Origin of the sequence: Amycolatopsis sp. NPDC051128, assembly GCF_040682715.1 — a bacterium.
Lineage (GTDB): Bacteria > Actinomycetota > Actinomycetes > Mycobacteriales > Pseudonocardiaceae > Amycolatopsis.
Map to the genome: position 1 here is coordinate 1 of NZ_JBFBBN010000002.1, position 23,756 is coordinate 23,756.

Annotated in this window: 21 protein-coding genes and 1 pseudogene; 9 read left to right on the forward strand and 13 right to left on the reverse strand. The window is 70.7% G+C overall.

Features of this window, described 5'->3' with window-relative positions:
• Nucleotides 1–316, reverse strand: a pseudogene (locus AB0M82_RS02040) (hypothetical protein); the annotation flags it as partial.
• 135 nt (nucleotides 317–451) lie between these two features.
• Between AB0M82_RS02040 and AB0M82_RS02045 the strand changes: the two are divergent.
• Nucleotides 452–832 (forward strand): OB-fold nucleic acid binding domain-containing protein, encoded by a 381-nt coding sequence (locus AB0M82_RS02045; RefSeq protein ID WP_364716721.1) that lies wholly within the window; start codon nucleotides 452–454, stop codon nucleotides 830–832.
• 9 nt (nucleotides 833–841) lie between these two features.
• Nucleotides 842–1,561: a DUF3159 domain-containing protein gene (locus tag AB0M82_RS02050; RefSeq protein WP_364716722.1), complete on the forward strand. Its 720-nt coding sequence runs from the start codon at nucleotides 842–844 to the stop codon at nucleotides 1,559–1,561.
• A 48-nt stretch (nucleotides 1,562–1,609) separates the two neighbouring features.
• Here the strand turns inward: AB0M82_RS02050 and AB0M82_RS02055 are convergent, their stop codons facing one another.
• Nucleotides 1,610–2,266 carry a TrkA family potassium uptake protein gene (locus tag AB0M82_RS02055; RefSeq protein WP_364716723.1) on the reverse strand — a complete coding sequence of 219 codons (657 nt, stop codon included), beginning with the start codon at nucleotides 2,264–2,266 and terminating at the stop codon, nucleotides 1,610–1,612.
• Nucleotides 2,263–2,928: a TrkA family potassium uptake protein gene (locus AB0M82_RS02060; RefSeq protein ID WP_364716724.1), complete on the reverse strand. Its 666-nt coding sequence runs from the start codon at nucleotides 2,926–2,928 to the stop codon at nucleotides 2,263–2,265. Before AB0M82_RS02060 ends, AB0M82_RS02055 begins: the two co-directional genes overlap by 4 nt.
• A 243-nt stretch (nucleotides 2,929–3,171) precedes the next feature.
• On the opposite strand from AB0M82_RS02060, the gene AB0M82_RS02065 reads away from it, so the two are divergent.
• Together AB0M82_RS02065 and AB0M82_RS02070 are read left to right on the forward strand one after the other, a co-directional pair.
• A complete protein-coding gene (locus AB0M82_RS02065; RefSeq protein ID WP_364716726.1) occupies nucleotides 3,172–5,211 on the forward strand; it encodes an APC family permease in 2,040 nt (679 codons plus the stop codon).
• On the forward strand, nucleotides 5,208–6,395 hold the full coding sequence (locus AB0M82_RS02070) for a class I SAM-dependent RNA methyltransferase (protein WP_364716729.1): 1,188 nt from the start codon (nucleotides 5,208–5,210) through the stop codon (nucleotides 6,393–6,395). The genes AB0M82_RS02065 and AB0M82_RS02070 overlap by 4 nt, the downstream gene beginning before the upstream one ends.
• Nucleotides 6,396–6,538: 143 nt before the next feature.
• Here AB0M82_RS02070 and AB0M82_RS02075 read toward each other — a convergent pair whose 3' ends face one another.
• Both AB0M82_RS02075 and AB0M82_RS02080 read right to left on the reverse strand, forming a co-directional pair.
• Complete coding sequence (locus AB0M82_RS02075) at nucleotides 6,539–8,851, reverse strand: heavy metal translocating P-type ATPase (protein ID WP_364716730.1); 2,313 nt, start codon at nucleotides 8,849–8,851, stop codon at nucleotides 6,539–6,541.
• Nucleotides 8,848–9,054, reverse strand: coding sequence for a heavy-metal-associated domain-containing protein (locus AB0M82_RS02080; RefSeq protein ID WP_364716732.1), 207 nt, complete (start codon nucleotides 9,052–9,054; stop codon nucleotides 8,848–8,850). Before AB0M82_RS02080 ends, AB0M82_RS02075 begins: the two co-directional genes overlap by 4 nt.
• Before the next feature lie 145 nt (nucleotides 9,055–9,199).
• On the opposite strand from AB0M82_RS02080, the gene AB0M82_RS02085 reads away from it, so the two are divergent.
• A complete protein-coding gene (locus tag AB0M82_RS02085) occupies nucleotides 9,200–9,775 on the forward strand; it encodes a sigma-70 family RNA polymerase sigma factor (protein WP_364716733.1) in 576 nt (191 codons plus the stop codon).
• An 18-nt stretch (nucleotides 9,776–9,793) separates the two neighbouring features.
• On the opposite strand, the gene AB0M82_RS02090 is transcribed toward AB0M82_RS02085, so the two are convergent.
• Nucleotides 9,794–10,366 carry a sigma-70 family RNA polymerase sigma factor gene (locus tag AB0M82_RS02090; protein ID WP_364716735.1) on the reverse strand — a complete coding sequence of 191 codons (573 nt, stop codon included), beginning with the start codon at nucleotides 10,364–10,366 and terminating at the stop codon, nucleotides 9,794–9,796.
• 62 nt (nucleotides 10,367–10,428) lie between these two features.
• Between AB0M82_RS02090 and AB0M82_RS02095 the strand changes: the two genes are divergently transcribed.
• The gene (locus AB0M82_RS02095; RefSeq protein ID WP_364716737.1) at nucleotides 10,429–11,163 is read left to right on the forward strand and encodes a zf-HC2 domain-containing protein; all 735 of its coding nucleotides are present in this window, start codon (nucleotides 10,429–10,431) and stop codon (nucleotides 11,161–11,163) included.
• An 11-nt stretch (nucleotides 11,164–11,174) separates the two neighbouring features.
• Here AB0M82_RS02095 and AB0M82_RS02100 read toward each other — a convergent pair whose 3' ends face one another.
• From AB0M82_RS02100 to AB0M82_RS02120, 5 genes are all read right to left on the reverse strand, one after another.
• Nucleotides 11,175–11,741, reverse strand: a complete 567-nt coding sequence (locus AB0M82_RS02100) for a copper resistance CopC family protein (protein ID WP_364716739.1) — start codon at nucleotides 11,739–11,741, stop codon at nucleotides 11,175–11,177.
• Nucleotides 11,742–11,827: 86 nt separating this feature from the next.
• Nucleotides 11,828–12,445 carry a DUF5134 domain-containing protein gene (locus AB0M82_RS02105; protein WP_364716740.1) on the reverse strand — a complete coding sequence of 206 codons (618 nt, stop codon included), beginning with the start codon at nucleotides 12,443–12,445 and terminating at the stop codon, nucleotides 11,828–11,830.
• On the reverse strand, nucleotides 12,442–13,800 hold the full coding sequence (locus AB0M82_RS02110; protein ID WP_364716743.1) for a PepSY domain-containing protein: 1,359 nt from the start codon (nucleotides 13,798–13,800) through the stop codon (nucleotides 12,442–12,444). Before AB0M82_RS02110 ends, AB0M82_RS02105 begins: the two co-directional genes overlap by 4 nt.
• A 143-nt stretch (nucleotides 13,801–13,943) precedes the next feature.
• Nucleotides 13,944–15,002 carry a LacI family DNA-binding transcriptional regulator gene (locus AB0M82_RS02115; protein WP_364716745.1) on the reverse strand — a complete coding sequence of 353 codons (1,059 nt, stop codon included), beginning with the start codon at nucleotides 15,000–15,002 and terminating at the stop codon, nucleotides 13,944–13,946.
• Nucleotides 15,003–15,109: 107 nt separating this feature from the next.
• A complete protein-coding gene (locus AB0M82_RS02120) occupies nucleotides 15,110–16,936 on the reverse strand; it encodes a glycoside hydrolase family 6 protein (RefSeq protein WP_364716748.1) in 1,827 nt (608 codons plus the stop codon).
• A gap of 614 nt (nucleotides 16,937–17,550) precedes the next feature.
• Here AB0M82_RS02120 and AB0M82_RS02125 point away from each other — a divergent pair.
• Together AB0M82_RS02125 and AB0M82_RS02130 are read left to right on the forward strand one after the other, a co-directional pair.
• Nucleotides 17,551–18,651, forward strand: coding sequence for a cellulose binding domain-containing protein (locus tag AB0M82_RS02125; protein WP_364716749.1), 1,101 nt, complete (start codon nucleotides 17,551–17,553; stop codon nucleotides 18,649–18,651).
• 198 nt (nucleotides 18,652–18,849) lie between these two features.
• Nucleotides 18,850–19,887, forward strand: coding sequence for a LacI family DNA-binding transcriptional regulator (locus AB0M82_RS02130; RefSeq protein ID WP_364716752.1), 1,038 nt, complete (start codon nucleotides 18,850–18,852; stop codon nucleotides 19,885–19,887).
• Nucleotides 19,888–19,953: 66 nt separating this feature from the next.
• Here AB0M82_RS02130 and AB0M82_RS02135 read toward each other — a convergent pair whose 3' ends face one another.
• Nucleotides 19,954–21,717 carry a cellulase family glycosylhydrolase gene (locus AB0M82_RS02135; RefSeq protein WP_364716755.1) on the reverse strand — a complete coding sequence of 588 codons (1,764 nt, stop codon included), beginning with the start codon at nucleotides 21,715–21,717 and terminating at the stop codon, nucleotides 19,954–19,956.
• 193 nt (nucleotides 21,718–21,910) lie between these two features.
• Here AB0M82_RS02135 and AB0M82_RS02140 point away from each other — a divergent pair, with 193 nt between their 5' ends.
• Nucleotides 21,911–22,777, forward strand: coding sequence for a manganese catalase family protein (locus AB0M82_RS02140; RefSeq protein WP_364716757.1), 867 nt, complete (start codon nucleotides 21,911–21,913; stop codon nucleotides 22,775–22,777).
• 96 nt (nucleotides 22,778–22,873) lie between these two features.
• Here AB0M82_RS02140 and AB0M82_RS02145 read toward each other — a convergent pair whose 3' ends face one another.
• Entirely contained in the window at nucleotides 22,874–23,665 is a 792-nt protein-coding gene (locus AB0M82_RS02145) for an SDR family oxidoreductase (RefSeq protein ID WP_364717515.1), read from the reverse strand.
• Between the last annotated feature and the right edge of the window lie 91 nt (nucleotides 23,666–23,756).

Here is a 23,756-nt window from a genome sequence, read left to right on the forward strand (position 1 = left end):
GTCGACCGCGCGAAGGTGTCCCGGCTGTGTGCCGGCCGCGTCGACATCCTCGAACCGGGGCTGGCCGACCTGGTCGCCCGCGGGGTCGCGGCGGGACCGCCCACTCCGCGGCCAGGTGCGCTCCGAACGAAATGCCGCCCACGAGCAATTCGCCGTGTTCGTCCGCCAGCGCGTCCAGCATTTCCAGGTAGCCGTCGGCGAGCGCCGCGCCTGGTGGCGGTGGTGGCGCGATGAGCGGGACACCGAGGGCGCGCAGCGGGCCGGCGAAGACGGCCCGGACGAAGACCTCGTCCGAACCGGTGCCGGGCAGCAGCACCGCGGCGGGAACTCTGATAGCGGACGTCACGTTGCGATCTTTGCGCAAAGGCGTTTCCCTGGCGGGGACCGCAGTACGCTGGAATCGCACGGGCCGCAAACACCATGTCGGGGGCCCCGGAGCACAGGAGCACCTATGTCCGCCAAAGACGGCGGCTACTTCAGCCGGTTGGTACGCAAGCTGACCAGCGACGTCGAGGATCTCGACGCCGACGAAATGTCGATGAGGTCCGGCGCCGAAGGCGCGCAGCGGGCCTGTGACTGCCGCTCCGGCGAAGAGGTCACCGTGATGGGGAGACTCCGCAGCGTGGAGCTCTGCCCGACCAACGAGGCCGCCACCCTGGAGGCCGAGCTGTTCGACGGGACACAGGGCGTGACGCTAATCTGGCTCGGCCGCCGCCGGATCGCCGGTATCGAGCCAGGCCGGACGATCAAGGTGCGGGGCCGGATGGCCGAGCGTGACGGCCACAAGGTGCTGTACAACCCCTATTACGAGCTCCAGAGCCCAGTGAGTTGATCACCCATCGTGACTGATCCCGCCCCGAGCGAGAAGAAGACCGACGCGGACGAGCCGCAGCCGACCCTGCTCGAGCAGATGGGCGGCGTGTCGGGCCTGATCTACTCGTCGCTGCCGGTGATCGTGTTCGTGCTGGCGAACTCGTTCTTCGGCCTGACCGCGGCCATCTGGACCTCGATCGGCAGCGCGGTGGCCATCACCGTGCTGCGGATCGTCCGCAAGGAGCCGCTGCAGCCGGCCATCTCCGGATTCTTCGGCGTCGCGATCGCGGCGTTCATCGCCTACCGCACCGGCTCGGCGAAGGGATTCTTCCTCTTCGGGATCTACGCGAGCCTGATCTACTGCGGCATCTTCGTGCTGTCGGTGGTGGTGCGCTGGCCGATCGCCGGCGTCGTCTGGAACCTGCTCAACGGCACCGGCCACGCGTGGCGCAAGGACAAGCCGTCCCGCTACGGCTACGACGTCGCCACGCTGGCCATGGCGCTGATCTTCGCCGCCCGGTTCGTCGTGCAGCGGTGGCTCTACCAGGAGGACTACACCGGCTGGCTGGCCTTCGCGAAGATCGCCATGGGCTACCCGCTCTACGCGCTGGGCCTGCTGGTCGTGGTGTGGGCGGTGCGGCGCTCCGACAAGCGGCTCAAGGCCCTCGCGGAGACCGAAGCGGCACCGGAGACCGACGCGGAGGTCGAAGCCCGGCTCCGCGAGAAGTACGCGGCCCCCGAAGCCTGAGACCACGAAGAAGGCCCCCGACACGCGTCGGGGGCCTTCTTCGTGGTCTCAGTAGCCCAGTGCCGTCCGGATCTCCGGTTCGACGTCCGCCGTCGCGACGAACAGCAGCTCGTCACCCGGCTCCAGGGGGTCCTCCGGCTGCGGCACGATCACGCGGTCGCCGCGCAGGATGGTCACCAGCGCCGCGTCGCGCGGCAGCGAAAGCTCGCTCACCGGCTTCCCGGCCAGCGGCGTCTCCGCCGGCAGGGTGAGCTCGACGAGGTTCGCGTTGCTCTGCCGGAACGTCATCAGCCGGACGAGGTCGCCGACGCTGACCGCCTCCTCGACCATCGCCGCGAGCATCCGCGGGGTCGACACGGCGACGTCGACGCCCCAGGCGTCGGTGAACAGCCACTCGTTGGCCGGGTTGTTCACCCGCGCCACCACGCGCCGCACCGCGAACTCCGTCTTCGCCAGCAGCGACACCACGAGGTTCGCCTTGTCGTCGCCGGTGGCGGCGATCACGACGTCGCACTGCTCGATCCCGGACTCCTCCAGGATCGACACCTCGCAGGCGTCGCCGAGCACCCAGTCGGCCTGCTCGACGGTGTGCGGCTCGAACTGGTCGGCCTCCCGCTCGATGAGCATCACCTGGTGCCTGCCGTCGATCAGCTCGGCGGCGATCGAGCGGCCGACCGCGCCCGCGCCGGCAATCGCGACCCTCATGCTTCGTCCTCCGGTTCGCGGTTCCCCACGCTCGTCACGTCACTGACGGTGCCCGAGCGCGCGGCCACCCACACGACGTCGTCGGCCTGCAGCACCGTCTTGGTGTCCGGCAGCACGGCGGTGCCCATCCGCATGATGAACGCCACCCGCGCACCGGACGCCTGCTGCAGGGACCGGACGGAGTGCCCGACCCAGCCCTCGTGCAGCGGCAGCTGCAGCAGCGCGACGTTGCCCGACGGGTCCCGCCACGCCGACGCGACGCCGTCCGGCAGCAGGCTGCGCAGGAACCGGTCGGTGGTCCAGGGCACGGTCGCGACCGTCGGGATGCCCAGCCGCTCGTACACGGCCGCGCGCTTGTGGTCGTAGATCCGCGCGACGACGTGCTCGATGCCGAAGTTCTCGCGGGCGACCCTGGCCGAAATGATGTTCGAGTTGTCGCCGCTGGAGACCGCGGCGAACGCGCCGGCCCGCTCGATGCCCGCTTCGATCAGCACCTTGCGGTCGAAACCCACGCCGACGACCTGCTGGCCGTGAAAGTCGCTGCCGAGCCGCCGGAACGCCTGCTGGCTCTTGTCGATGACGGCCACGTCGTGGCCGAGCCGCTCCAGCGCAGCGGCCAGGGACGCGCCTACCCGGCCGCATCCCATGATCACCACGTGCACGCCCTGCCTCCTCTTCGGCGGGTTCCCCCGTCCGTACCTACCCCGACATGCCAGCGCCGAACCTACCGTGCGCTCCGGCCGTGACCTCCACCGTCCTCCCCGCCACCTTCGACGGAGCGCTGTACATCCGTCGTCCTCCCGCCACCCGCCCTCAATGGAGGAGCTTCGCTCCGCTGTACATCCATCGTCCTCCCCACCACCCGCCCTCAAAGGAGGAGCTTCGCTCCGCTGTACATTTCGAAGGTGTCGAAGTTTCCGACCGTGCTGAAACGCCTGGTACTCGGACGTCCGTTCCGCAGTGACAGGCTCGCTCACACGCTCCTGCCCAAGCGCATCGCGCTGCCGATCTTCGCGTCCGACGCGCTCTCGAGCGTGGCGTACGCGCCGGAAGAGATCTTCCTGACGCTGAGCGTGGCGGGCCTTTCGGCGTACGCGCTGGCGCCGTGGATCGGCATCGCCGTCGCGGTCGTCATGCTCGTCGTCGTCGCGTCGTACCGGCAGAACGTGCACGCCTACCCGAGCGGCGGCGGCGACTACGAGGTCGCCAACACCAACCTCGGGGGCCCGTTCGGCCTGATGGTGGCCAGCGCCCTGCTCGTCGACTACGTGCTCACCGTCGCAGTGTCCACTTCGTCCGGTGTGGCGAACATCGGCTCCGCGGTCCCGTGGGTCGGCCAGCACAAGGTGCTGGCCTCGGTCGTCATCGTGGTCGTGCTGACGTCGCTGAACCTCCGCGGCATCCGCGAGTCCGGGAAGGCCTTCGCGATCCCGACCTACGGGTTCATCCTGGGCATCCTGGTCATGGTGGTGTGGGGGCTGGTCCAGTCCGTGACGGGCACCGAGATGCGGGCGGAGAGCGCCGGGCTCACCTTGAACGCGGAAGGCACCTTCGCCGGTGCCGCCTACGCCTTCTTGGTCCTGCGGGCGTTCTCCTCCGGCGCCGCCGCGCTGACCGGCGTCGAGGCGATCAGCAACGGCGTACCGGCGTTCCAGAAGCCCAAGTCGAAGAACGCGGCGACCACGCTGCTGATGATGGGCCTGCTCGCGGTGACCATGCTGGTCGGCATCATCGCGCTCGCGATCATCACGAAGGTCACCTTCGCCGAGGACCCGGACCGCCAGCTGGTCGGTGCGCCCGCCGGCTACGAGCAGAAGACGATCGTCGCGCAGATCGCGCACGCGGTGTTCGCCGACTTCCCGCCGGCGTTCTACTACATCTCGTTCTCCACCGGCATCATCCTGCTGCTGGCCGCGAACACCGCGTTCAACGGCTTCCCGGTGCTGGGCTCGATCCTGGCGCAGGACCGCTACCTGCCGCGGCAGCTGCACACACGCGGCGACCGGCTGGCGTTCTCCAACGGGATCCTGTTCCTGGCCGCCTTCGCGCTGGTGCTGATCATCGCGTTCGACGCCGAGGTGACCCGGCTCATCCAGCTGTACATCGTGGGTGTGTTCGTGTCGTTCACGGTGAGCCAGGCCGGCATGATCCGGCACTGGAACCGGTTGCTGGCCAGGGAAACCGACCCGGCGGTGCGGCGGCGCATGCGGCGCTCGCAGACGGTCAACGCGGTCGGCCTCACCTGCACCGGCGTCGTGCTGGTGATCGTGCTGATCACGAAGTTCCTGCTCGGCGCGTGGATCGCGATCGCGGCGATGGTGGCGATCTTCGTGCTGATGACCGCGATCCGGAAGCACTACGACCGCGTCGCCGAAGAGCTCAAGGACCTCGGTGACACGCCGACCGTGCTGCCGTCGCGCAACCACGCGATCGTGCTGGTGTCCAAACTGCACCGGCCGACGCTGCGGGCACTGGCCTACGCCAAGGCGATGCGCCCGGACGTCCTCGAAGCCGTCACGGTCAACGTGGACGACGCGGACACCCGGCGGCTGACGCAGGAGTGGGACGCGCACAACTTCAAGGTGCCGCTGAAGGTCGTCGAATCGCCCTACCGCGAGATCACGAAGCCGGTGCTCGACTACGTGAAGCGCGTGCGCGGCGACAACCCGCGCAACGTGGTCACCGTGTTCATCCCGGAGTACGTGGTCGGGCACTGGTGGGAGCAGGTGCTGCACAACCAAAGCGCGCTGCGGCTGAAGGGGCGGCTGCTGTTCCAGCCGGGCGTCATGGTGACGAGCGTGCCGTGGCAGCTGGAGTCGTCGGCCAAGGCCGCCGCGCGTGTCCGGACCGAACGGCCGGCCGCCGGGGACGTCCGGCGTGGCTTCTCGCCCAACGGCAAGCCGGCGACGGCACCCAAACCCAAACCCAAGGAGCCTGCCGAATGACGAGCTGGCTGGGCCGGGTCCTCGAGGTGGAGGTCGGCGCGGTGGCGCACGGCGGCCACTGCGTGGCGCGCGCCGAGGGACGGGTCGTGTTCGTCCGGCACGCGCTGCCGGGCGAGCGGGTCCGCGTCGAGGTCACCGAGGACAACGGCGGCTCGTTCTGCCGCGGCGACGCCGTGGAGGTGCTTTCGCCGTCCCCGCACCGGGTCCCGCCGCCGTGCCCTCTCGCGGTGCCCGGCGGCTGCGGCGGCTGCGATTGGCAGCACGCCGCGCCGGACTATCAGCGTTCGTTGAAGGCGGCGGTGGTGGCGGAGCAGCTCCAGCGGCTGGCCGGCCTCGAACGGGACGTCGTCGTGGAGGCGCTGGAGGGCGGTCCGCTGGACTGGCGCAGCCGCGTCCGGCTGGTCGCCGACCGCGAGGGGCGCGCGGGCCTGCGCGCGCACCACAGCCACCGGGTGGTGGCGCTGGAGGACTGCCCGATCGCGGTCCCGGGCGAGCTCGACGACGTCCTCGCGCGGCGCTGGCGGCCGGGCAGCGAAATCGAGGTCACCAGCGACGGCGACGGCGGTGTGCACGTCCGCGAGCTGTCGACGGTGCGAGGCAAGGTCCGCGCCCGCCAGCTGTCCGGCGGGGTGGCGGTCCAGCACGCGGCGGGCCGCGACTGGCGCCTCGACGCGCACGGTTTCTGGCAGGTCCACCCGGCGGCGGCGTCGACACTGGCGGCGGTCGTGGGGGAGTGGGCGGAGGCGCCGGCGGGCGGGTCGGCGTGGGACCTCTACGCCGGGGTCGGGCTGTTCGCCTCGGTGCTGGCCGGTCAGGTCGGCGCCTCGGGGCGCGTGCTGGCGGTGGAGTCCGGCCGGCGCGCGGTCACCGACGGCGAGCGGAACCTGGCGGACCTGCCGCAGGTGTCGTGGCGGGCCGGGCGGGTGGAGGACGTGCTGGCGTCGGCCGCCAAGCCGGTCGACGTCGTGGTGCTGGACCCGCCCCGCAAGGGCGCGGGACGGCCGGTGGTGGAGTCGATCGTGGCGGGCGCCCCGGACCGGATCGTGTACGTGGCCTGCGACCCGGCGGCACTGGCCCGCGATGTGGCGACGTTCGCTTCGCACGGGTATGCCCTGACGGACCTGCGGGCGTTCGACGCCTTCCCGATGACCCACCACGTGGAGTGCGTGGCGCTGCTTTCCTGAAACTCTTGGCGAGGGTGGCTGCGAGGGGTTTCTTGGTCGCGAATGACCAAGGCCGGGTAGTTAAGGATTCCTCTGCCGCGCAAGCGGTCAACGGAAGGCCGTGAATGGCCCATTGAGGGACATAGAGTCCCTCAATGGGCCATTCACGGCCGTTCCGTTGACCGCGACGCGGTGCCCCGGAACCGGGTCAGCCGCAGGCTGTTCGAGACCACCAGACAGCTCGACGCGGCCATCGCCGCGCCCGCGATCATCGGGTTCAGCAGGCCCGCCGCCGCCAGCGGCAACGCCGCCACGTTGTAGACCAGCGCCCAGAACAGGTTCGCCTTGATCGTCGCCAGCGTCCGGCGGGACAGGCGGATCGCGTCGACCGCGGCCATCAGGTCACCGCGGACCAGCGTCAGGTCCGCCGCCTCGATCGCCGCGTCGGTGCCGGTGCCGATCGCCAGCCCGAGATCCGCGGTGGCGAGCGCCGCGGCGTCGTTGACGCCGTCGCCGATCATCGCGACCACCCGGCCTCGGGCCTTCAGGTCCGCGATCACCGCGACCTTCTGTTCCGGCGAAACCCCGGCGATCACCTCGGTGATGCCGGCCTCCTGGCCGATCGCCTGGGCGACGGCCTCGTTGTCGCCCGTGAGCAGCACCGGCGTCAAGCCGAGCCGGCGGAGCTGGAAGACCGCCGGCGCCGAGGTCGGCTTCACCGTGTCGGCCACGACCAGCACCGCGTGGGCGAAGCCGTCCCAGCCGAGGAGCACCGCGGTGTTCCCGGCCCGTTCGGCCTGCTGCTTCACCTTGAACAGGTTCGACGGCACGCGAACCGACATCCGCTGCAGGAGTTCGGACCGGCCGACGACGACGCGGTGGCCGTCCACCCGGCCGAGCACCCCGTAACCCGCGACGGCCCGGAACTCGCGCACCTGCCCGACGTCGCCGAAGCGGCGGCGCGCCGCGTCGGTGACGGCGACGGCGATCGGGTGCTCGGAAGCGCTTTCCAGAGCGCCGGCCAGCCGCAGCGCCAAGTCCGAGGACACGCCGTCGACGGTCTTGATCCCGGCCAGGGTCATCTTTCCGGTGGTCACCGTGCCGGTCTTGTCGAGCACAACGGTGTCGACCCGCCGCGTCGACTCGAGCATCTCCGGTCCCTTGACCAGCACGCCGAGCTGCGCGCCGCGGCCGGTGCCCACGAGCAGGGCGGTCGGCGTGGCCAGCCCGAGCGCGCACGGGCACGCGATGATCAGCACGGCGACCGCGGCGGTGAACGCCATGCCGGGCCCGGCGCCGGAGCCGAGCCAGAACGCCAGTGTCGCCACGGAAAGCGCTATCACGATCGGCACGAACACGGCCGAGACGCGGTCGGCGAGCCGCTGCACGTCCGCCTTGCCGCTCTGGGCGCGTTCGACCATCGCTGCGATGCGCGCCAAGCGGGTCTCGGCGCCGACGCGGGTCGCCCGCACGACGAGCCGCCCGCTCATGCTGACCGTCGCGCCGACCACTTCGGCGCCGGCCTCGACCTCGACCGGCACGGCTTCCCCGGTGACCAGGCTGAGGTCGACCGCGGACGTGCCGTCGACGACCACGCCGTCCGTCGCGATCTTCTCCCCCGGCCGGACCACGAAGAGGTCGCCGGTCCGCAGCCGGTCGACCGGGACCCGCTCCTCGCGGCCGTCGCGCAGCACGGCGACGGACTTGGCGCCGAGGTCGAGCAGCGCCCGCAGCGCCGCACCGGCCCGCCGGCGCGACCGGGCCTCGAAGTAGCGGCCGGCCAGGATGAACAGCGTGACGCCGGCGGCGACCTCGAAGTAGATCCCGTCGACGTCGTGGTCGGCGTAGAGGGTGAACGCGAATTCGTGGCGCATGCCGATGACGCCGGCGCCGCCGAAGATCAGGGCGTAGAGCGACCAGAGGTAGGCCGCGGCGACCCCCATCGACACGAGGGTGTCCATGGTCGCGGTGGCGTGGCGGAGGTTGGTCCAGGCGGCGCGGTGGAACGGCCACGCGCCCCACGCCACGACCGGCGAAGCCAGGACGAGGGAAACCCATTGCCAGGCGGGAAACTGCAGCACCGGCACCATCGCCAGGAGGATCACCGGCACCCCGCACGACGCCGACAGCCGCAGGCGACGGCGCAGCGTGTCCGCGGGCAACGGCTCCGAAGGCCGCGGCGGTTCGGGCGGCGCGGCCGTGTAGCCGGCCGCTTCGACCGCGCGGATCACGTCGTCGACCGTCATCGACGGCGGCACCCGCACGTGGGCCTTCTCCGTCGCGTAGTTGACGCTCGCCTCGACGCCATCGAGCCGGTTGAGCTTGCGCTCGATCCGCGCGGCACACGACCCGCAGGTCATGCCGCCGATCGTCAGCTCGATCCCGGCGACGGCCACCGCGTTCCCCACTTCGGCCTGGCGGGGGCCGACGGCCTGGATGGGGGCGGTGACGGGGTCGGTACGGCCGCCGGCGGTCATCGGACGAGCTGGTAGCCGGCGACGCGGATCGCCTGTTCGACCTGCCCGAAGTCGAGGACGCGCTCGCTGGTGACCCGGACGTCGCCGGTGCCGAGGTCGACGTCGACCTGGCGGACGCCGGGCAGCTCGCCGAGCTCCTCGCGGACCGAACTGGCGCAGTGCCCGCAGGTCATCCCGGCCACCGCGTAGGTCGTCTGGGTCATCGTCGTCCACCTTCCCGGCCGTGGCCGTGTCGTGACGGGGTAGTGCCCTCGCCGTGACAAGGTCGGCCGCGGGCGCCGGTTGGTTCCCGCGAGCATTTCCAAGATCGTTTTCAACCGGATCACCACGGGCGACGTAGTAGCCGGTGTGAGGCCAGAACGCACGGACGACGCCGAGATCACGCGGTGGGCCCTGCTCGCCGGCCGCGGCGACCGCCCGGCCCTCGAACAGTTCCTCCGCTCCACCCAGCCGCACGTCTGGCGGTTCGTCGCCGCGCTCAGCGACGCGCAGTCCGCGGACGACCTGAGCCAGGAGACCTACCTGCGGGCGCTGGGGAGCCTGCACCGGTTCAAGGGCGACTCGTCGGCCCGGACGTGGCTGCTGTCGATCGCCCGGCGCACGGTCGCCGACCACATCCGCGCGCTCCGGGTCCGCCCGCGACGGGCGTCGGTGACCGACTGGGAGGCCGCCGCGGAGCGCGCCGAGCCGACCGGTGCGGAGCGGATCGACGAGCAGGTCGTGCTCGACCAGCTGGTGCGGGCGCTCGACGCCGACCGCCGTGTCGCCTTCGTGCTCACCCAGACCCTCGGACTGTCCTATGCGGACGCCGCGCGGGTGTGCGGGTGCCCGGTGGGCACGATCCGCTCCCGCGTCGCCCGGGCGCGGGAGGACCTGCTCGCCGCGATGGCCGGTACCCGGCCCGGGTATCCGGCGGTCGGCTGAGCCGGGGCGGGGCCAGGGTCAGATCGCGTTGCCGCGCTGATCGCGCGCGGCCAGCAGGTCTTCGCGGGCCCGGGCGACCCGCGAGCGCACCGTGCCGACCGGGCAGCCGCAGACTTCGGCGGCCTCGGCGTAGGTGTAGCCGAGCAGCTGGGTGAGCACGAGCGCCTCGCGGCGGTCGTCGTCGAGGTCGTCGAGCAGGAGGTTGGTTTCGACGACGTCCTCGAACCCGGCGGCGCCCGCCCGGCCGCGCGCGGACTCGCTCTCGACAGCGCTTTCCCAGTCCTGCAAGGAACTCCGCGGCCGGGCCGCGCGCGCCCGGAAGTGGTCGACGACGGCTCGCCGCGCGATCGAAAGCAGCCAGGTGCGCGAGGAGGAGCGGCCGGCGAACCGGGAAAGCGAGCTCACCGCGCGGGCGTAGGTCTCCTGGGTGAGGTCGTCCGCGATCACCGTGTCCGCCAGGTGCGCCACGAACCGCCAGACGTCCGCCTGGGTCGCACGCACCCAGTCCTCGAACGCCCGGTGGTCACCACGCGCCGCGGCGAAGGCGAGCGCGGTGATCCGTTCGTCGTCACGATCCCGGCTGGAGTTCACGAGACCACACCGTAACCCACACCGGCGGGAACTCGACGCGACCGCCGCGCGACTATGTAGGCGTGAACTGCTCCGACATCCGTGAAGCGCTCTCGGCCAGGATCGACGGCGAAGCGGGTCCGCTGCCGGAACCGGTGGTGGACCGGCACCTGGCGGGCTGCCCGGGCTGCCGGGCCTGGCAGGAGGACGCGGTCCGGCTCCGGCGCCTGATGCTGGTCCGCGAGGCGCCCGCCGTCCCGGACCTGACCGAGCAGATCCTCACGGAGGTCCCGGCTCCGCCGGCGCAACGCTGGGGCCGGCGGATCGCCCTCGCGCTGGTCGCGCTCGTCCAGTGCGGGCTCGGGCTGGCCGAGCTGCTGGGCACGGACGTCGGGCACGCCGGGCACAGCGGCATGATGGCGGTGGCCGTGCACCTCGGCAACGAAAGCGCCGCCTGGAACCTCGCGATCGGCCTGGGCCTGCTCTGGGCGGCTATGCGGCCCGCGACCGCCGCCGGGCTGCTGCCCGCCCTGACCGGGTTCGTCCTGATCCTGGCCGTGATGTCCGGCATCGACCTCTCCGACGGCGAGGTCACGCTGGCGCGGGTGTTGTCGCACGGCCTGCTCTTGGCCGGGGTGGGGCTCCTGTACGCCGTCCGGCAGCAGCACCGCCGGACCCCGGCGCCGAGCCCCGGCACCGGCGACGAACTCACCACCCACGACGACGTCGAACTGTCCGGCCCGGCTCCGGCGCGGCGCGGCGAACGCGGCCCGCGGCGCCGGTTCCCGCACCTCCCGACCGGCCGCCGGGCCGCCTGAGCCCGCCCGGGTCAGGTCCGGCGCCGCGACCGCACCACGAGCCCCGCCACGATGGCGAGCACCACCACGAGGATCAGGATCCACGCCCAGGCCGGGAACCCACCGCCGCTGCCGGACGACGCCGACGGTGCCACCGACGGACTCGCGCTGCTGGTGACCGGAGCGCTCGTGGTGCTGCTCGTCGGAGCCGCGCCGCTCGTGGAGGCCGGAGCCGCCGAGAGCGTGAAGTGCACCGCGCCGGTGACCGCGTCCCCATCGTCGGAGATCACGTGGTAGCTGATCGTGTACGCGCCCGCGGGCCCGGTCGCCTGCACGGGCGCGCTGACCACCGGCCCGGCGAGCGAAACGGTGCCGATCGTCCACTTCGCCCCGCCGGGACCGGTCACCTGGATCGGGTCCTTGGCCATGGTGACCGCTTCGCCGAAGGTGAGCTTGACGGAGGTCGGCGCGGCCGCCAGCGTCGCGCCCTCGGCGGGGTCGCTGCTCTGCAGTTCGGTGTGCGCGGACGCCGGCCCGGCCGTCGCGAAGACCGCGAGTCCGGCCAGCAGCAAAGCCCCGCCGAGACGCCTGAATTCCATGATCAACCCTCCGTGGTGCGAGCCCCTCGGAGGAGAGTCTCTCGTAGCGCGAAAGTTCCCGCGATCTTGCCCACTCCACCGGCGGCTCAGACCAGCACCGCCGCCATCAGGGCCATGCCGAGGCTCATGACCGCGTTCGCGACGAGGCCCGCCGTCCGCAGCCGGAGCGTGCTGTCCCCGCGGCCGGCGTCGATCGCGCGGGCCATCCAGGCGGTGCCTGCCACCAGGAACACCACCGCGAGCACGGCCGCGACGATCGTGACGTGCGCGGGCGCGTCCCCCATCATCGTCGTCGCGGCGCCCATGGTCATGCCCGCGTGATCACCCGACGCCGGTGCGGAAGCCGGCGCCGACGTCATCGTCCCCGACATCGCCAGCGGCATCACCAGCACCATCCACGCCATGCCCGCCATCATCAGGGCGTGGTGCCCGAGCGACAGCCGGCCGGAACCACCACGGCCGGCCACGAGCATCCCGGCGAACCACAGCGCGGCGACGGCGAAGAAGAGGATCTGCGGCACCCGCGCCACGTTCATCGCGGCCGGCCACGCCATGGCGACCATCGCGGCGCACATCAGCGCGTGCAGGGCGTCGCACACCCGGTGCGCCACCGTACCGTGGCGCACGCACCGGTACAGGCAGAACGCGCCCGCGGCGGCGAACGCCAGGGTGAAGATCCAGCGCAACCCGAGTTCGCCGATCATGCCGCCACCTCCCGCTTCCGCCACCCGAGCACGACGTCCAACACCAGGAAACCCAGCAGGGAAACGCCCAGCACCGGCAGGAAATAGCCGAGCACGGCGGCGCCGACGAGCACCGGCGCCAGCACCCGGCCGGGCACCCGGCGCCAGGCGCCGCGCACCGGCCGTCGTCCGAACCGGGTTTCGCCGCGGGCGGGCCGCCGCTGCCACCACATCCGGTAGCCCCAGACCACCAGGCAGATCAGGCCGGCGGCGAGTGCGGTCAGCACGATCTGGTTGGCCACACCGAACAGCAGGCCCATGTGCGCGTCGATCCCCCAGCGGCTCAGCTTCGCCGCCAAGGGATAGTCGTCGAAGCGAAGTGTGTTGGTGATCTGACCGGTGGCCGGGTCGACGGCCATCGAGTCCTGCTTCTCCGGCCAGCTGCGCTGGATCTGCTGCACCACATAGCCCTTGCCGGGTTTGCCGGGCACCCGCAGTTCGACCGGGTCGGTCAGGCCGGCCCGCGCCGTGGCGTCCCGCACGGCCTGGAACCCGACGTCCGCACCGGCCGGCGACGACGTCGCCGCCGCCGAGATCGAGGGAGTCTTCCAGTCCAAAGCGGACCGCAGGTCGCTGACGCTCTCCCCGGCGTACAACGACCAGGTGAGCCCGGTCGCGGACAGGAAGAGCAGCCCGGCGGCCGCCCACAGCCCGGCCGCGCCGTGCCACGAAAGGAGACGCCGGCGGCCCGGCGGGCCCCCGGCCGGCAGCAGCACCGAGCGGGCACGCCGTTCGCGCCGCCGGCGGCCGATCCACAGGACGAGCCCGGCCAGCACGATCACCCACAGCCAGCTGGCCGCGAGTTCGCTGTAGAGCCGGCCGAAGTCCCCCAGGTGCAGGCTGCTGTGCAGGGTGCTGATCCAGCCGCGGACGGGCAGGGACTGTCCCGAACCGTAGGTTTCCAGCGCGCCGCGCACTTCGCCGGTGTGGGGGTCGACGAAGACCGTGTGGTGGTAGCCCGGGGCGAGCCCCGGCCGGTCGAAGATGACCTGCGTGGTGTCCGTGGCGGTCGGCGCGGGCCGCACCGCCGTGATCTCGCCGTCCGGCGCCTGCGCGCGTGCCAGCTCCGCCTGCCGGTCCAGCGACAGCGCGCCCGGCGCGGCCGGAACGTGCAGCTCGTGGTCGTAGATCACCTGCTCGAGCTGCGGGGTGTAGATGTAGGCGATGCCCGTGAGTGCGGCGACCACCAGGAACGGCCCGACGAACACGCCGGCGTAGAAGTGCAGCCGCAGCAGCAACGGCCGGATGGCGGCCCACCCGGCCGCCGGCGCCGGCGTGGTCGCGGCGGGAGGTGCTTCCCGTTCGGCGATGGACATCGCGCTCCCTTCGGTGGCTTGCCCCCTTCAGGTCGTCCGGAAATGCCGGAAAGTTCCCGGCACTTTCGCGCCCGCGAGAATTCCCCCGACGGAACATCCGTCCGGGGAGCGGCAGACCACTGTAGACACTCCGTCGGCGCGGCTCAGCTCGAAGCGCGGACCGTGAGCGTGACCGGGAGTATCCGCCGGCGGGGGTCGAGCGGCCGGTTGTCGAGCAGGGGTATCAGGGTCTGGACCATCGCGTGGACCTGCTCGCGCGGGTCCTGGTGCACCGACGTCAGAGGCGGGTCCATCACCGGGGCGAGCGCGACGTTGTCGTCGAAGCTGACGACCGCGACATCGTCCGGGATGCGGTGCCCCGCGGTTTCGAGGGTGCGCAGCGCGCCGACCGCCATCATGTCGCTGGCGACGAACACCGCGTCCAGATCCGGGTGGCGGGCCAGCAACGCCGACATCGCGTTCGCCCCGCCCGACAGCGTGAAGTCCGACTCCTCGACCAGGTCGGCGGGATCCAGCCCGGCGTCGAGCAGCGTCTTGCGCCACCCGGCCAGCCGATCGATCGGCGCACTCTGGTCCTGCGGCCCCGCCACCGTCGCGATCCGCCGCCGCCCCGCCGCGACCAGGTGCTCCACCGCCAGCCGGGCACCGCCCTCGTTGTCGAAATCGACCACGTGCACACCGCGCCGGATCCCCGCCGCCTGCCCGCCGAACACGACCGGGATCCGCAGCAACCGCAGCGCCTTCGGCAACGGATCCGCCCGGTGCGGCGCGAACACCAGCGCCCCGTCGACGTGCCCGCCCTCCAGGAACCGCACCGTCCGGCTCAGGTCCTCACGACTGTCACTGAAGATCAACACCATCTGACAGCCGACATCCGCCAGTTCGCGGTACCCGGCGCGCATGACCGCCGTGCGATACGGGTCGTCCAGCAACCGCGCCTCCGGTTCGGACAACACCACCGCGATCGCCCCGGTCCGCCGGGTGACCAGCGACCGGGCCGCCTGGTTCGGGGAATAGCCCAGGTCACGAGCCGCCGCCAGCACTTTCTCCCGCGCCGCCGCGCTCACGTACGCGTCGTCGTTCAACGCCCGCGACGCCGTCGACCGCGACACACCCGCGAACACCGCGACGTCTTCCAATGTCGGCCGTTCGTCATCCCCTGTTCGAGGCCCCACCCGCGCCGCCTTTTCGTCCGTCGCCATCCGGATGCGCCCGAGCTTAGCCGAAAATTGGGAGCGCTCCCAGTCGCACGATGGTGTGGAGCCCGGGCCGGGCGGCGGCTGCGCGGCACCGCCCGGCCCGGGACGTACTACTGCACCGGCGGGTAGGCGTTCTGGACCAGCTGCTCGAACTGGGCCTGGAACCACTTACCCGACAGCGGCGCGTTCGGCAGCGCACCGGTCAGGTTGCCGCCGTTGGCCTGCTCACTGCCATGGAAGGTCGGGTCACACATCGGGTCCGCGCCCTTACCCTCGTCGTTCGGGATCTGCTGGCTCGCCCCGTCCGACTCACCCGGCGGCTTGATCCACACATAGGCGTCGAAATGCGGCGCCGGACTCACCGTCGGCCGCAACCCCAACCCGGCCCCGCTCTGGTTACACCAGTTACCCCGGTGCAACCGCCGGTCGATCCGCCCCGAGTTGACGTAGGCGTCCACCGTGGACCCCGAAGCCCCGCTCGGCCGAGCCGCCCCGCCCCAGCCGTTGCGCGAAGTGTCGATCAGCATGCCGATACCACTCGGCAGACCCGCCGACACGAACGCGTTGTACATCGCCGTGCCGAACTTCGACTCATCGAAATACGGGTTCCACTGGTAGAACTTCGCCGACCGCAACGGCTGGCCACCCACGTTGAGACCCGAATCCGGCAGGTACGGCTCAGTCACCGGCGTGTAGTTGGCCGTGGAACTGATGAACCCGTCGATACTGTTCACCCCGGCCGTCGTGCCCTGCAACAACTGCTTGACCTGGTTGACGAACGGACCGAAGTTGCTGTCCCACCCCAGCCACCCCGAATGCGCGATGTCCAGATAGTTGTAGACATTCGAGATCGCGTGCAACTTGTTCAGCGCGTACTGGATACCCTGCACGTACACCCCGGTCGACTGCGCCTCCGCACACTTGGGCGTCGAAGTGTTGGTCACCAGGTTCGGCATCGAGTCCGGCTCGACAACCGTGACGATCCGCAACGGCGCGTACTTCGGATCCGCCATGATCGCCGCGATCGGATCGATGTACTCCGCCTTGTACCGAGCCAGACCGTTCTCGGTGGCCTTCAACTCACCATTCGACGCCAACGCCGCGCAGTCGCGGTTGGGCAAGTCGTAGACGACGATCTGGATCGTCACCGGCGCACCACCACTCGCCTGCGCCAACGCCGCGTCCAAATGCCCACGCAGACCACGCGAGTCCGCCGTCCCGGCGATCGCCGCGATCCGATCCAGCCACACCGCCGTCGAGGTGTTCGCCACCTTCGCCATCTGCGCGCCCAGCGCACCACCCTTGGTCGCGGCCGCCGCCGACACCAAAGCCGACCAATCCGGGTTCACATACCCCTTCGCCCCCGCATACGGGTTCTCCACGTGGCCCGGCGGATTGTCCGGCGTGGTCGGGGTGGTGGGCGTGGTGGAGGTGGTCGGGGTCGTCGAGCTGGTGGGCGTCGTCGGCAGGGTGATCGGCGTCGTCGCGGTCGTCGGCGTGGTCGTGCCGTCGCAGTGGACGCCGTTGAGCGAGAACGAGGCCGGAATGTCGTTCGTACCGGAGTACGAACCGTTGAATCCCAAGTTCGCCGAAGCGCCCGTGCCGAGGCTCACCGCCCAGCTCGGGTTCGTCACGGTGACGTGCTTACCGGACTGGCTGTAGGTGGCGCTCCAGCCTTGCTGCACCTGCTGGTTGCCACCGAAGTCCCACTCGAGCTTCCAGCCGTTCGAGATCGCGTCGCCGAGGTTCGTCACCACGAGGTTCGCGGTGAACCCGGTGTCCCACTGGTTGACCGTGTAGGCGACCTTGCAGCCGCCGGCCGCACCGGCCGGGGTGCCGCCGATCACGAGCAATCCGGCGGTGACGGTCGCGGCCGTCACGGCCGACGCCACCGCGAGTGGCGTCTTCCGTTGTGCGAACCATTGTGGACTCTTCATCGAGTGTGTGCTCCTTCGTTTCGTGAGGACGAGATCGGCTCTCAGCCGAACAGGTCCACGTAGGCGGCGAAGGCCGTGGCGATCTCCGTCCGGTCCCAGAACCCGGTGGCAGGTCCGAGGGGCCAGCGATCTGGGAGCGCTTCCAGAGACGAAGACAATCACGAGTGACTCGGCCCTGTAAAGCGTCAATTTCCGGCGCGTTGCGGGCAGCACCTACCGCGCCTACTGCCACGACCCACCGGAAGGCGTATTGACGCAGGCGAGGTCACCCGTTCAGTCGTAGCCGCTCCGCGATACGCGACCGAACTCGGCCACGATGCCGCCAAACGGGGGATCCCATCTTCCAGCAGTCCCCCGGAAGGGGGCTGACGAATGGGTGAGTAAGATATGATATCTGCTGCATTCTGCGCCGAGGGCGACTGGATTCCCTGAAAATTACAGCGTCGAATTCGACCCTTCACCACCTTCCACCCGCAAGCACCTCCGGTCGCGGCGCCATTCGAAACTTGATCTCGACAGGACCCTTTGCCGGGAGGTTTCCTTGTGGTTTCATCGAGACGGCTGATCTGAGAGCGCTCCCAGTTCAGGCACCCCAACGAAGTGGAGGCGGCACGATGAAGCTCAGGCACGCCCTTTCCGCGATGGTGCTGGCCACGGCCGCCCTCGCGGCGCCCGTCGCCGGCGCACCGGCCGCGCACGCGGACACCCTGATCTGCGACCAGTACGGGACGACCACGATCGGCGGCAAGTACGTCGTCATGAACAATCGCTGGGGCAGCAACGCGCAGCAGTGCATCAACGTCACCGGCAACGGGTTCCGGATCCAGACCCAGCAGGGCTCCACCAGCGGCGGAGCGCCGTTGTCGTACCCGGCGATCTACGTCGGCTGCCACTACGGCAACTGCTCCCCCGGCACGAACCTGCCCCGGCAGCTCGGCCAGATCGGCAGCGCGCCGTCCTCGATCTCCTACACCTACGTCGGCGGCTCGGTCTTCGACGCCTCCTACGACATCTGGATGGACCCCACCGCCAAGACCACCGGCGTCAACCAGATGGAACTGATGATCTGGCTCAACCGCACCGGCAACGTGCAGCCCGTCGGCAGCCGGGTCGGCACCACGAACATCGCCGGGCGCGGCTGGGAGGTGTGGCAGGGCAACAACGGCGGCAACGACGTGGTCTCCTACGTGGCCCAGTCCTCGACGGCGAGCATGTCGTTCAACGTCATGGACTTCGTGCGCGACGTCGACGCCCGCACCCGGGTCGACAACTCCTGGTACCTGACCAGCATCCAGGCCGGGTTCGAACCCTGGAGCGGCGGCGTCGGCCTGGCCGTCAACTCCTTCTCCGCCGATGTCGTCCCGGGCAGCGGTGGCCCCGGCCCGGGACCCGGGCCCTCGGGGAGCTGCTCGGCCATCTACCACGTCGACAACGCGTGGCAGGGCGGCTTCACCGCGAGCGTCAACCTGAAGAACACGGGCAGCAGCCCGCTCGACAACTGGACGCTGAACTGGACCGCACCCGCCGGCACCCAGATCACCAGCGGCTGGAACGCCACCGTCACCCAGTCCGGACAGCAGGTCACCGCCAAGGCACCCGCTTGGGCCCCCGCCCTCGCCCCCGGCGCGTCGACGTCCATCGGCTTCCAAGCCACCGGCAACTCCGCGGGCGCACCCAGCGGATTCACCGTCGGGCAGTCCGCCTGCACCGGCTGACCCCACGAAGGACAAACCCGTGAAGGCCACTTCGAGGAACACGACGGCTCTCGAAGTGGCCTTCACGGCCCTACGCGATCATCGCCGGGCTCAGGTGGCCCGCGAGCCGATGAACCGGAGTAGATGAAGCCGTACCGGTCGTCGTCGAAATCCCCCTTCATCGGCCCGAATCAGCCGAACGACATTGTCGAATGGAAAATGCACAAGAACTTTCCCGAAGTGACGCCCTCGGCCGGTCGCGGCCAGGTGACGATCACCGACGTGGCGAACGCGGCCGGTGTCTCACCGAGCACGGTGTCCTACGTGATCACGGGCAAGCGGTCGATCTCGGTGGCGACACGGCGCCGGGTCGAAGAAAGCATCCGCGCGCTCGGCTACCGGCGCAACGGCGACGCGCTCGCCACCCGGCCGACCCGGATCGGCGTGCTCGCGATGGCCATGCCCCCGTTCGGCGGGCGGCCCGTGAGCACGGAGACGGAGTTCTTCACCGCGGCCTCCGAAGCCGCCGGCCGCCACCGCTTCCACCTGCTGCTGGTCACCCACGACGAAGGCTCCCCCGTGACGTCGACCGCACTGGCCGACGCGGTGATCGTGCTGGCCGTGGGGGACGACGACCCGCGCGTGCCCATCCTGCTCGCTTCCGGCCGGCCGGCGGTCCTGATCGGCGCGCCCGGCAAGCACCGCGGGCTGCCCTGCGTGGAACTGGACTTCGCCCCGGCCGGCGAGGACTGCGCCGCCCACCTGGCCGATCTCGGCCACCGCTCGATCGTCCACCTGGGACTGCCTGCCGCGCCCGGCGTCCGGCCGTTGCACGACCTGACCGGATTTCTCCGGAGTTCACTGGCCATCGCGTCCCACCGCCAGGTCCGGGCGGCCTTCCACCCGTGCACCCCGTCGGCCGACAGTGTCGCCCGCTGCTTGGACGAACTGCTCGTCCCCGGCGGACCGACCGGACTGGTCGTCCACGACGAGGCGCTCCTCCCCCTTATACTGGCCACAGTGGAGCGGCGGGGCCTGCGAGTTCCCGACGACCTCTCGATTGTCGGGGTGTGCTCGGAAACCGTGGCCAGGAACCATTCCGCCCGGCTCACCGCGGTGGTGGTCCCGGCGCGGGAGCTGGGCACCCTGGCCGTCGAGCGGGCGGTGCAGCAGCTGGACGGCGAACCGGTCGCCGAGCTGGAGCTGATCGTCCCCTGGTTCGTCGTCGGCGACAGCACCCAGGGCCGAAAGCCGTGAATGTCGCATTGAGAGACTTAGAGTCCCCCAATGCGACATTCACGGACTTGCGTCAGCGGACTTGCGTCAGCGGCCGCTCGTCGCCGTCGTGGCCCAGGCCGCGAGTTCGCTCCGAGCGGCGGCCAGCTGAGCAGCCGTCGGCGCCACCGCCGGTTCGGCGATCAGCGCGTAGTGCGGACCTGGGGTGGCGGCCAGCAGCAGGCGGTCACCGGAACGGGAAACCGCGGCCGGGCCGAGGTCGGTCACCACCGTCGGCGTCATTCCGGCCGGCACGTGCAGTTCGGTCGGCGCGCCCGCGTCGGTTCCCTGCCATACCAGCACTCCGTAGCGTCCGGCGCCGGCCAGCGCGGCGGTGGCCGGCATCGTGGCGGGCACCTGGTTCCAGGTGAGGGTCTGGCTCCCGTCGCGTGAGCGGTCTTCGTAGGTGAACGCGAGCGTGTGGCCGGCGACCGCGGCCGGATAGATCCGGTCGAGCAGCCGCGCGTCCTGACGCAGCTGGGAAGTGCCGTCGTCCGCGGTGCGCACGGCGGAGAAGTCTTCGCCGTTCCACGCGTCCCCGTCGGTCAGCACCTTGCTCGGGTTGTCGTTCATCAGCTCGTGGTGACGGCCGCTGTAGACGTCCCACTGCCACTGCGTCCCGGACAGCACCGGGCCCGACTCCGCCGGACGGCGCCACCAGGACGCGCCGGGGACCCTCGAGTCCAGCGCCTGGTACATCGCCTTGTCGACCGTCGGGGTCTTGTCCGAGGTGTACCCGGTCATCGGGTGCCCGAACTCGGTGACGATCGCCGCCGTGCCCAGCGCCGCGGCCCGGTCGCGCATCGCGCCGAAGCTCGCGCTGTACTGCCCGTCGCCCGCCTTGCCCGGCATGAACACGCCGGACTGGGCGAGCTGGTCGTAGAAGTGGGTGTTGAACACGAACCGCGGCCCCATGACCCCGGTGTCCTGGAACCCGCCGGGGTGGAGCTGGAAGGAGATGTTGGCGTTCCAGAACATGTTCGGCTCGACGAACGCGGGCTTGTCCTGCCAGCCGGCGGCGTCCATCGCTTCGCGGAACCGCTTGAAGAACGGCCAGAGAACGTTCTGTTCCCACGCCTTGCTGTCCTGCCCCTGGTCGTACCGCCCGGCGAACGGCTCGTTGTACGGGTCCATGCCGGCGATGCCGGCGAACTGGGCGGGGGTCAGGTTCTCCCGCAGGTAGGACATCGTCCGGACGGCCTGGCCGACGAACTCGTCCTGGACGCCGTGCGCGTTGTGCCAGAAGTCCCTCGTGGCGTTCTGCACCACGGAGTTCTGGGTGATGTTCTGTCCCCAGTGGACACAGATACCGCAGCTTTCGGCCGGGTAGCCGCCGGCGGCCACCACCCACTTCGGGGCGCCGTCGCCGCTGTACCAGCTGCCGGGATTGAAGAGGTACCGCGAGTACAGGTCCTGGTGGTAGTCGGGCAGTACCGCGAAGCCCTCGTCCAGGAACGCCTTGACCTGCTCGGTCAGCGCGGCCAGGTACCGGGTGTCCACCTGCCCGCGCACCGGCTGCGCCCCCGCCCACGACACCGGGATCCGCACGGCGTTCGCGCCGGTGAGGGCCCGCATCGACCGGGCGGACCGGCGCGCGTCCGCGGCGCCGGCGAAGGGGAGGAATCCGTTCTCGGCCAGCTTCACCTCACCCGACACGTTGAAGCCGCGCAGGACGACTTCCCGGCCGTACCCGTCCACGAACGTCGTCCCGCGCACGGTCAGCTGCTTTGGCCGGAGGTCCTCGGCCACGGCGGCGGACACGACACCGGAGAACATCGCCACGGCGGTGAGCACAGCCACGAGCACGCGCATGATGACTCCAAACGTGAAAGAGTTTCAGGTAAAGTAGCGACCCTCTTCCCGCTCGTCAAGGCCAGGCTCGGCCCCACCCGTCCGATCGACCGCGGTTCACCGTCTCGTGGTTAACCCTCCGCCAACCGGGAAAGTCTCTGCGACGCTCGCCGCTCGACGGCGGACGCCACCCCGGACGTCGGAGGGAAACACCGTGTTCCGTCACACGAAGCTGCTCCAGTTCGAAGCCAAGCCCGAGAAGCCCGACCCCGTCTACGCCCACAAGCTCCAAGAGCTCATCGGCGGCGCCTACGGCGAAATGACCGTCACCATGCAGTACCTCTTCCAGGGCTGGAACTGCCGCATCGAAGGCAAGTACAAAGACCTGATCATGGACACCGCGACCGAAGAAATCGGCCACGTCGAAATGCTCGCCACCATGGTCGCCCGCCTGCTCGAAGGCGCCCCGGCCACGATGACCGCCGAAGCCGTCAAGGACCCGGTCATGGCCGCGGTGCTCGGCGGGATGGACCCCCAGCAGGCCATCGTCGCCGGTGGCGGGGCGCTGCCCGCCGACTCCAACGGCACGCCGTGGAACGGCAAGTACATCGTCGCCTCCGGCAACCTCCTCGCCGACTTCCGCGCCAACGCCGCCGCCGAAGCCCAGGGCCGCCTCCAGACCGCGCGGCTGTACAACATGACCGACGACCCCGGCGTCAAGGCGATGCTCAAGTTCAACCTCGCCCGCGACACCGTCCACCAGAAGCAGTGGCTCGCCGCGATCGAAGAACTCAAGGCCGACGGCCTCGAAGACGTCATCGCCCCCAACGCCCTGCTCGACGAAGAGGACCAGACCCACAACCACACCATCTGGCGCCTCTCCGACGGCCCCGACGGCGCCAAGGGCAGCAGCTGGACCACCGACGCCGGCATCGAATACCTGATGGACCCCGAACCCCTCGGCGGCCCCGGCACCGCCCCGAAGCCCGACCCGGCGCTCTATGGCACCTACGCACCTTTGCAGGACGCCAAAGGCACCGCGAAGGGCAAGGCCAAGAAAGTGAAGAACAAGCTGACCTGACCGGGAACCCGGTGCGGGGCCGCCGCGGATCGGCGGCCCCGCACGGGCGGCTCCGTCTTCGTCCTCGGCGTCTTCGCGAGCGGGGTCGGCAAGCGATCAGAGGATCGGCGCCCCGCCCGTCACCGCGACGCGCGCCCCGGAAACGTAGCTGCCGTCGTCGGAGGCGAGCAGGACGTACACCGGGGCGAGTTCGGCCGGCTGCCCGGCGCGGCCCAGCGGCACCTGTTCGCCGAAGGACTTCACCTGCTCTTCGGGCATGGTGGCGGGGATCAGCGGCGTCCAGATGGGTCCCGGTGCGACGCTGTTGGCACGGATGCCCTTGGGGCCCAGCATCTGCGCCAGCGCCGCGGTCATGTTGGCGATGCCCGCCTTCGTCACGTCGTAGGGCAGCAGCTGCGGGGTCGGGCTGTCGGAGTTCACCGACGAGCTGCCGATGATCGACGCGCCCGGCTTCATGTGCGGCACGGCCGCCTTGGCGAGGTGGAAGAACGCGCTGAGGTTGATGGCCATCGTGCGGTCCCACTCCTCGTCCGGGATCTCCTCCAGCGTTTCGTGGCTCATCTGGAAGGCGGCGTTGTTCACCAGGACGTCGATCCGGCCGAACTCCTCCACTGTGCGGGCCACCAGGGCCCGGCAGTGCGCCGGATCGGCGACGTCACCGGGCACGACGACGGCCTTGCGCCCGGCCTCCTCCACCCAGCGCCGCGTCTCCTCGGCGTCCTCGTGCTCGTCGAGGTAGGAGATGAGCACGTCGGCGCCCTCCCGCGCGTACGCGATCGCCACCGCGCGGCCGATCCCGCTGTCCGCTCCGGTGATGAGCGCCGCCTTGCCGGTCAGCTTGCCGGACCCGCGGTAGCTGTGTTCGCCGTGGTCGGGCCGCGGGGTCATCGCGGCGGTCGTCCCGGGCGGGGTCTGCTGCTGGGCGGGCTGGGGCACGGCCTACTCCTCTGCGACGGGGTCGATCACCTGACTTCCTGGT

Coding starts and splice junctions, on each gene's coding strand:
- AB0M82_RS02045 (WP_364716721.1), top strand. CDS start 452: ATGTCCGCCAAAGACGGCGGCTACTTCAGCCGGTTGGTACGCAAGCTG.
- AB0M82_RS02055 (WP_364716723.1), bottom strand. CDS start 2,266: ATGAGGGTCGCGATTGCCGGCGCGGGCGCGGTCGGCCGCTCGATCGCC.
- AB0M82_RS02070 (WP_364716729.1), top strand. CDS start 5,208: ATGACGAGCTGGCTGGGCCGGGTCCTCGAGGTGGAGGTCGGCGCGGTG.
- AB0M82_RS02075 (WP_364716730.1), bottom strand. CDS start 8,851: ATGACCGCCGGCGGCCGTACCGACCCCGTCACCGCCCCCATCCAGGCC.
- AB0M82_RS02080 (WP_364716732.1), bottom strand. CDS start 9,054: ATGACCCAGACGACCTACGCGGTGGCCGGGATGACCTGCGGGCACTGC.
- AB0M82_RS02100 (WP_364716739.1), bottom strand. CDS start 11,741: ATGGAATTCAGGCGTCTCGGCGGGGCTTTGCTGCTGGCCGGACTCGCG.
- AB0M82_RS02105 (WP_364716740.1), bottom strand. CDS start 12,445: ATGATCGGCGAACTCGGGTTGCGCTGGATCTTCACCCTGGCGTTCGCC.
- AB0M82_RS02110 (WP_364716743.1), bottom strand. CDS start 13,800: ATGTCCATCGCCGAACGGGAAGCACCTCCCGCCGCGACCACGCCGGCG.
- AB0M82_RS02115 (WP_364716745.1), bottom strand. CDS start 15,002: ATGGCGACGGACGAAAAGGCGGCGCGGGTGGGGCCTCGAACAGGGGAT.
- AB0M82_RS02120 (WP_364716748.1), bottom strand. CDS start 16,936: ATGAAGAGTCCACAATGGTTCGCACAACGGAAGACGCCACTCGCGGTG.
- AB0M82_RS02125 (WP_364716749.1), top strand. CDS start 17,551: ATGAAGCTCAGGCACGCCCTTTCCGCGATGGTGCTGGCCACGGCCGCC.
- AB0M82_RS02130 (WP_364716752.1), top strand. CDS start 18,850: ATGCACAAGAACTTTCCCGAAGTGACGCCCTCGGCCGGTCGCGGCCAG.
- AB0M82_RS02135 (WP_364716755.1), bottom strand. CDS start 21,717: ATGCGCGTGCTCGTGGCTGTGCTCACCGCCGTGGCGATGTTCTCCGGT.
- AB0M82_RS02145 (WP_364717515.1), bottom strand. CDS start 23,665: ATGACCCCGCGGCCCGACCACGGCGAACACAGCTACCGCGGGTCCGGC.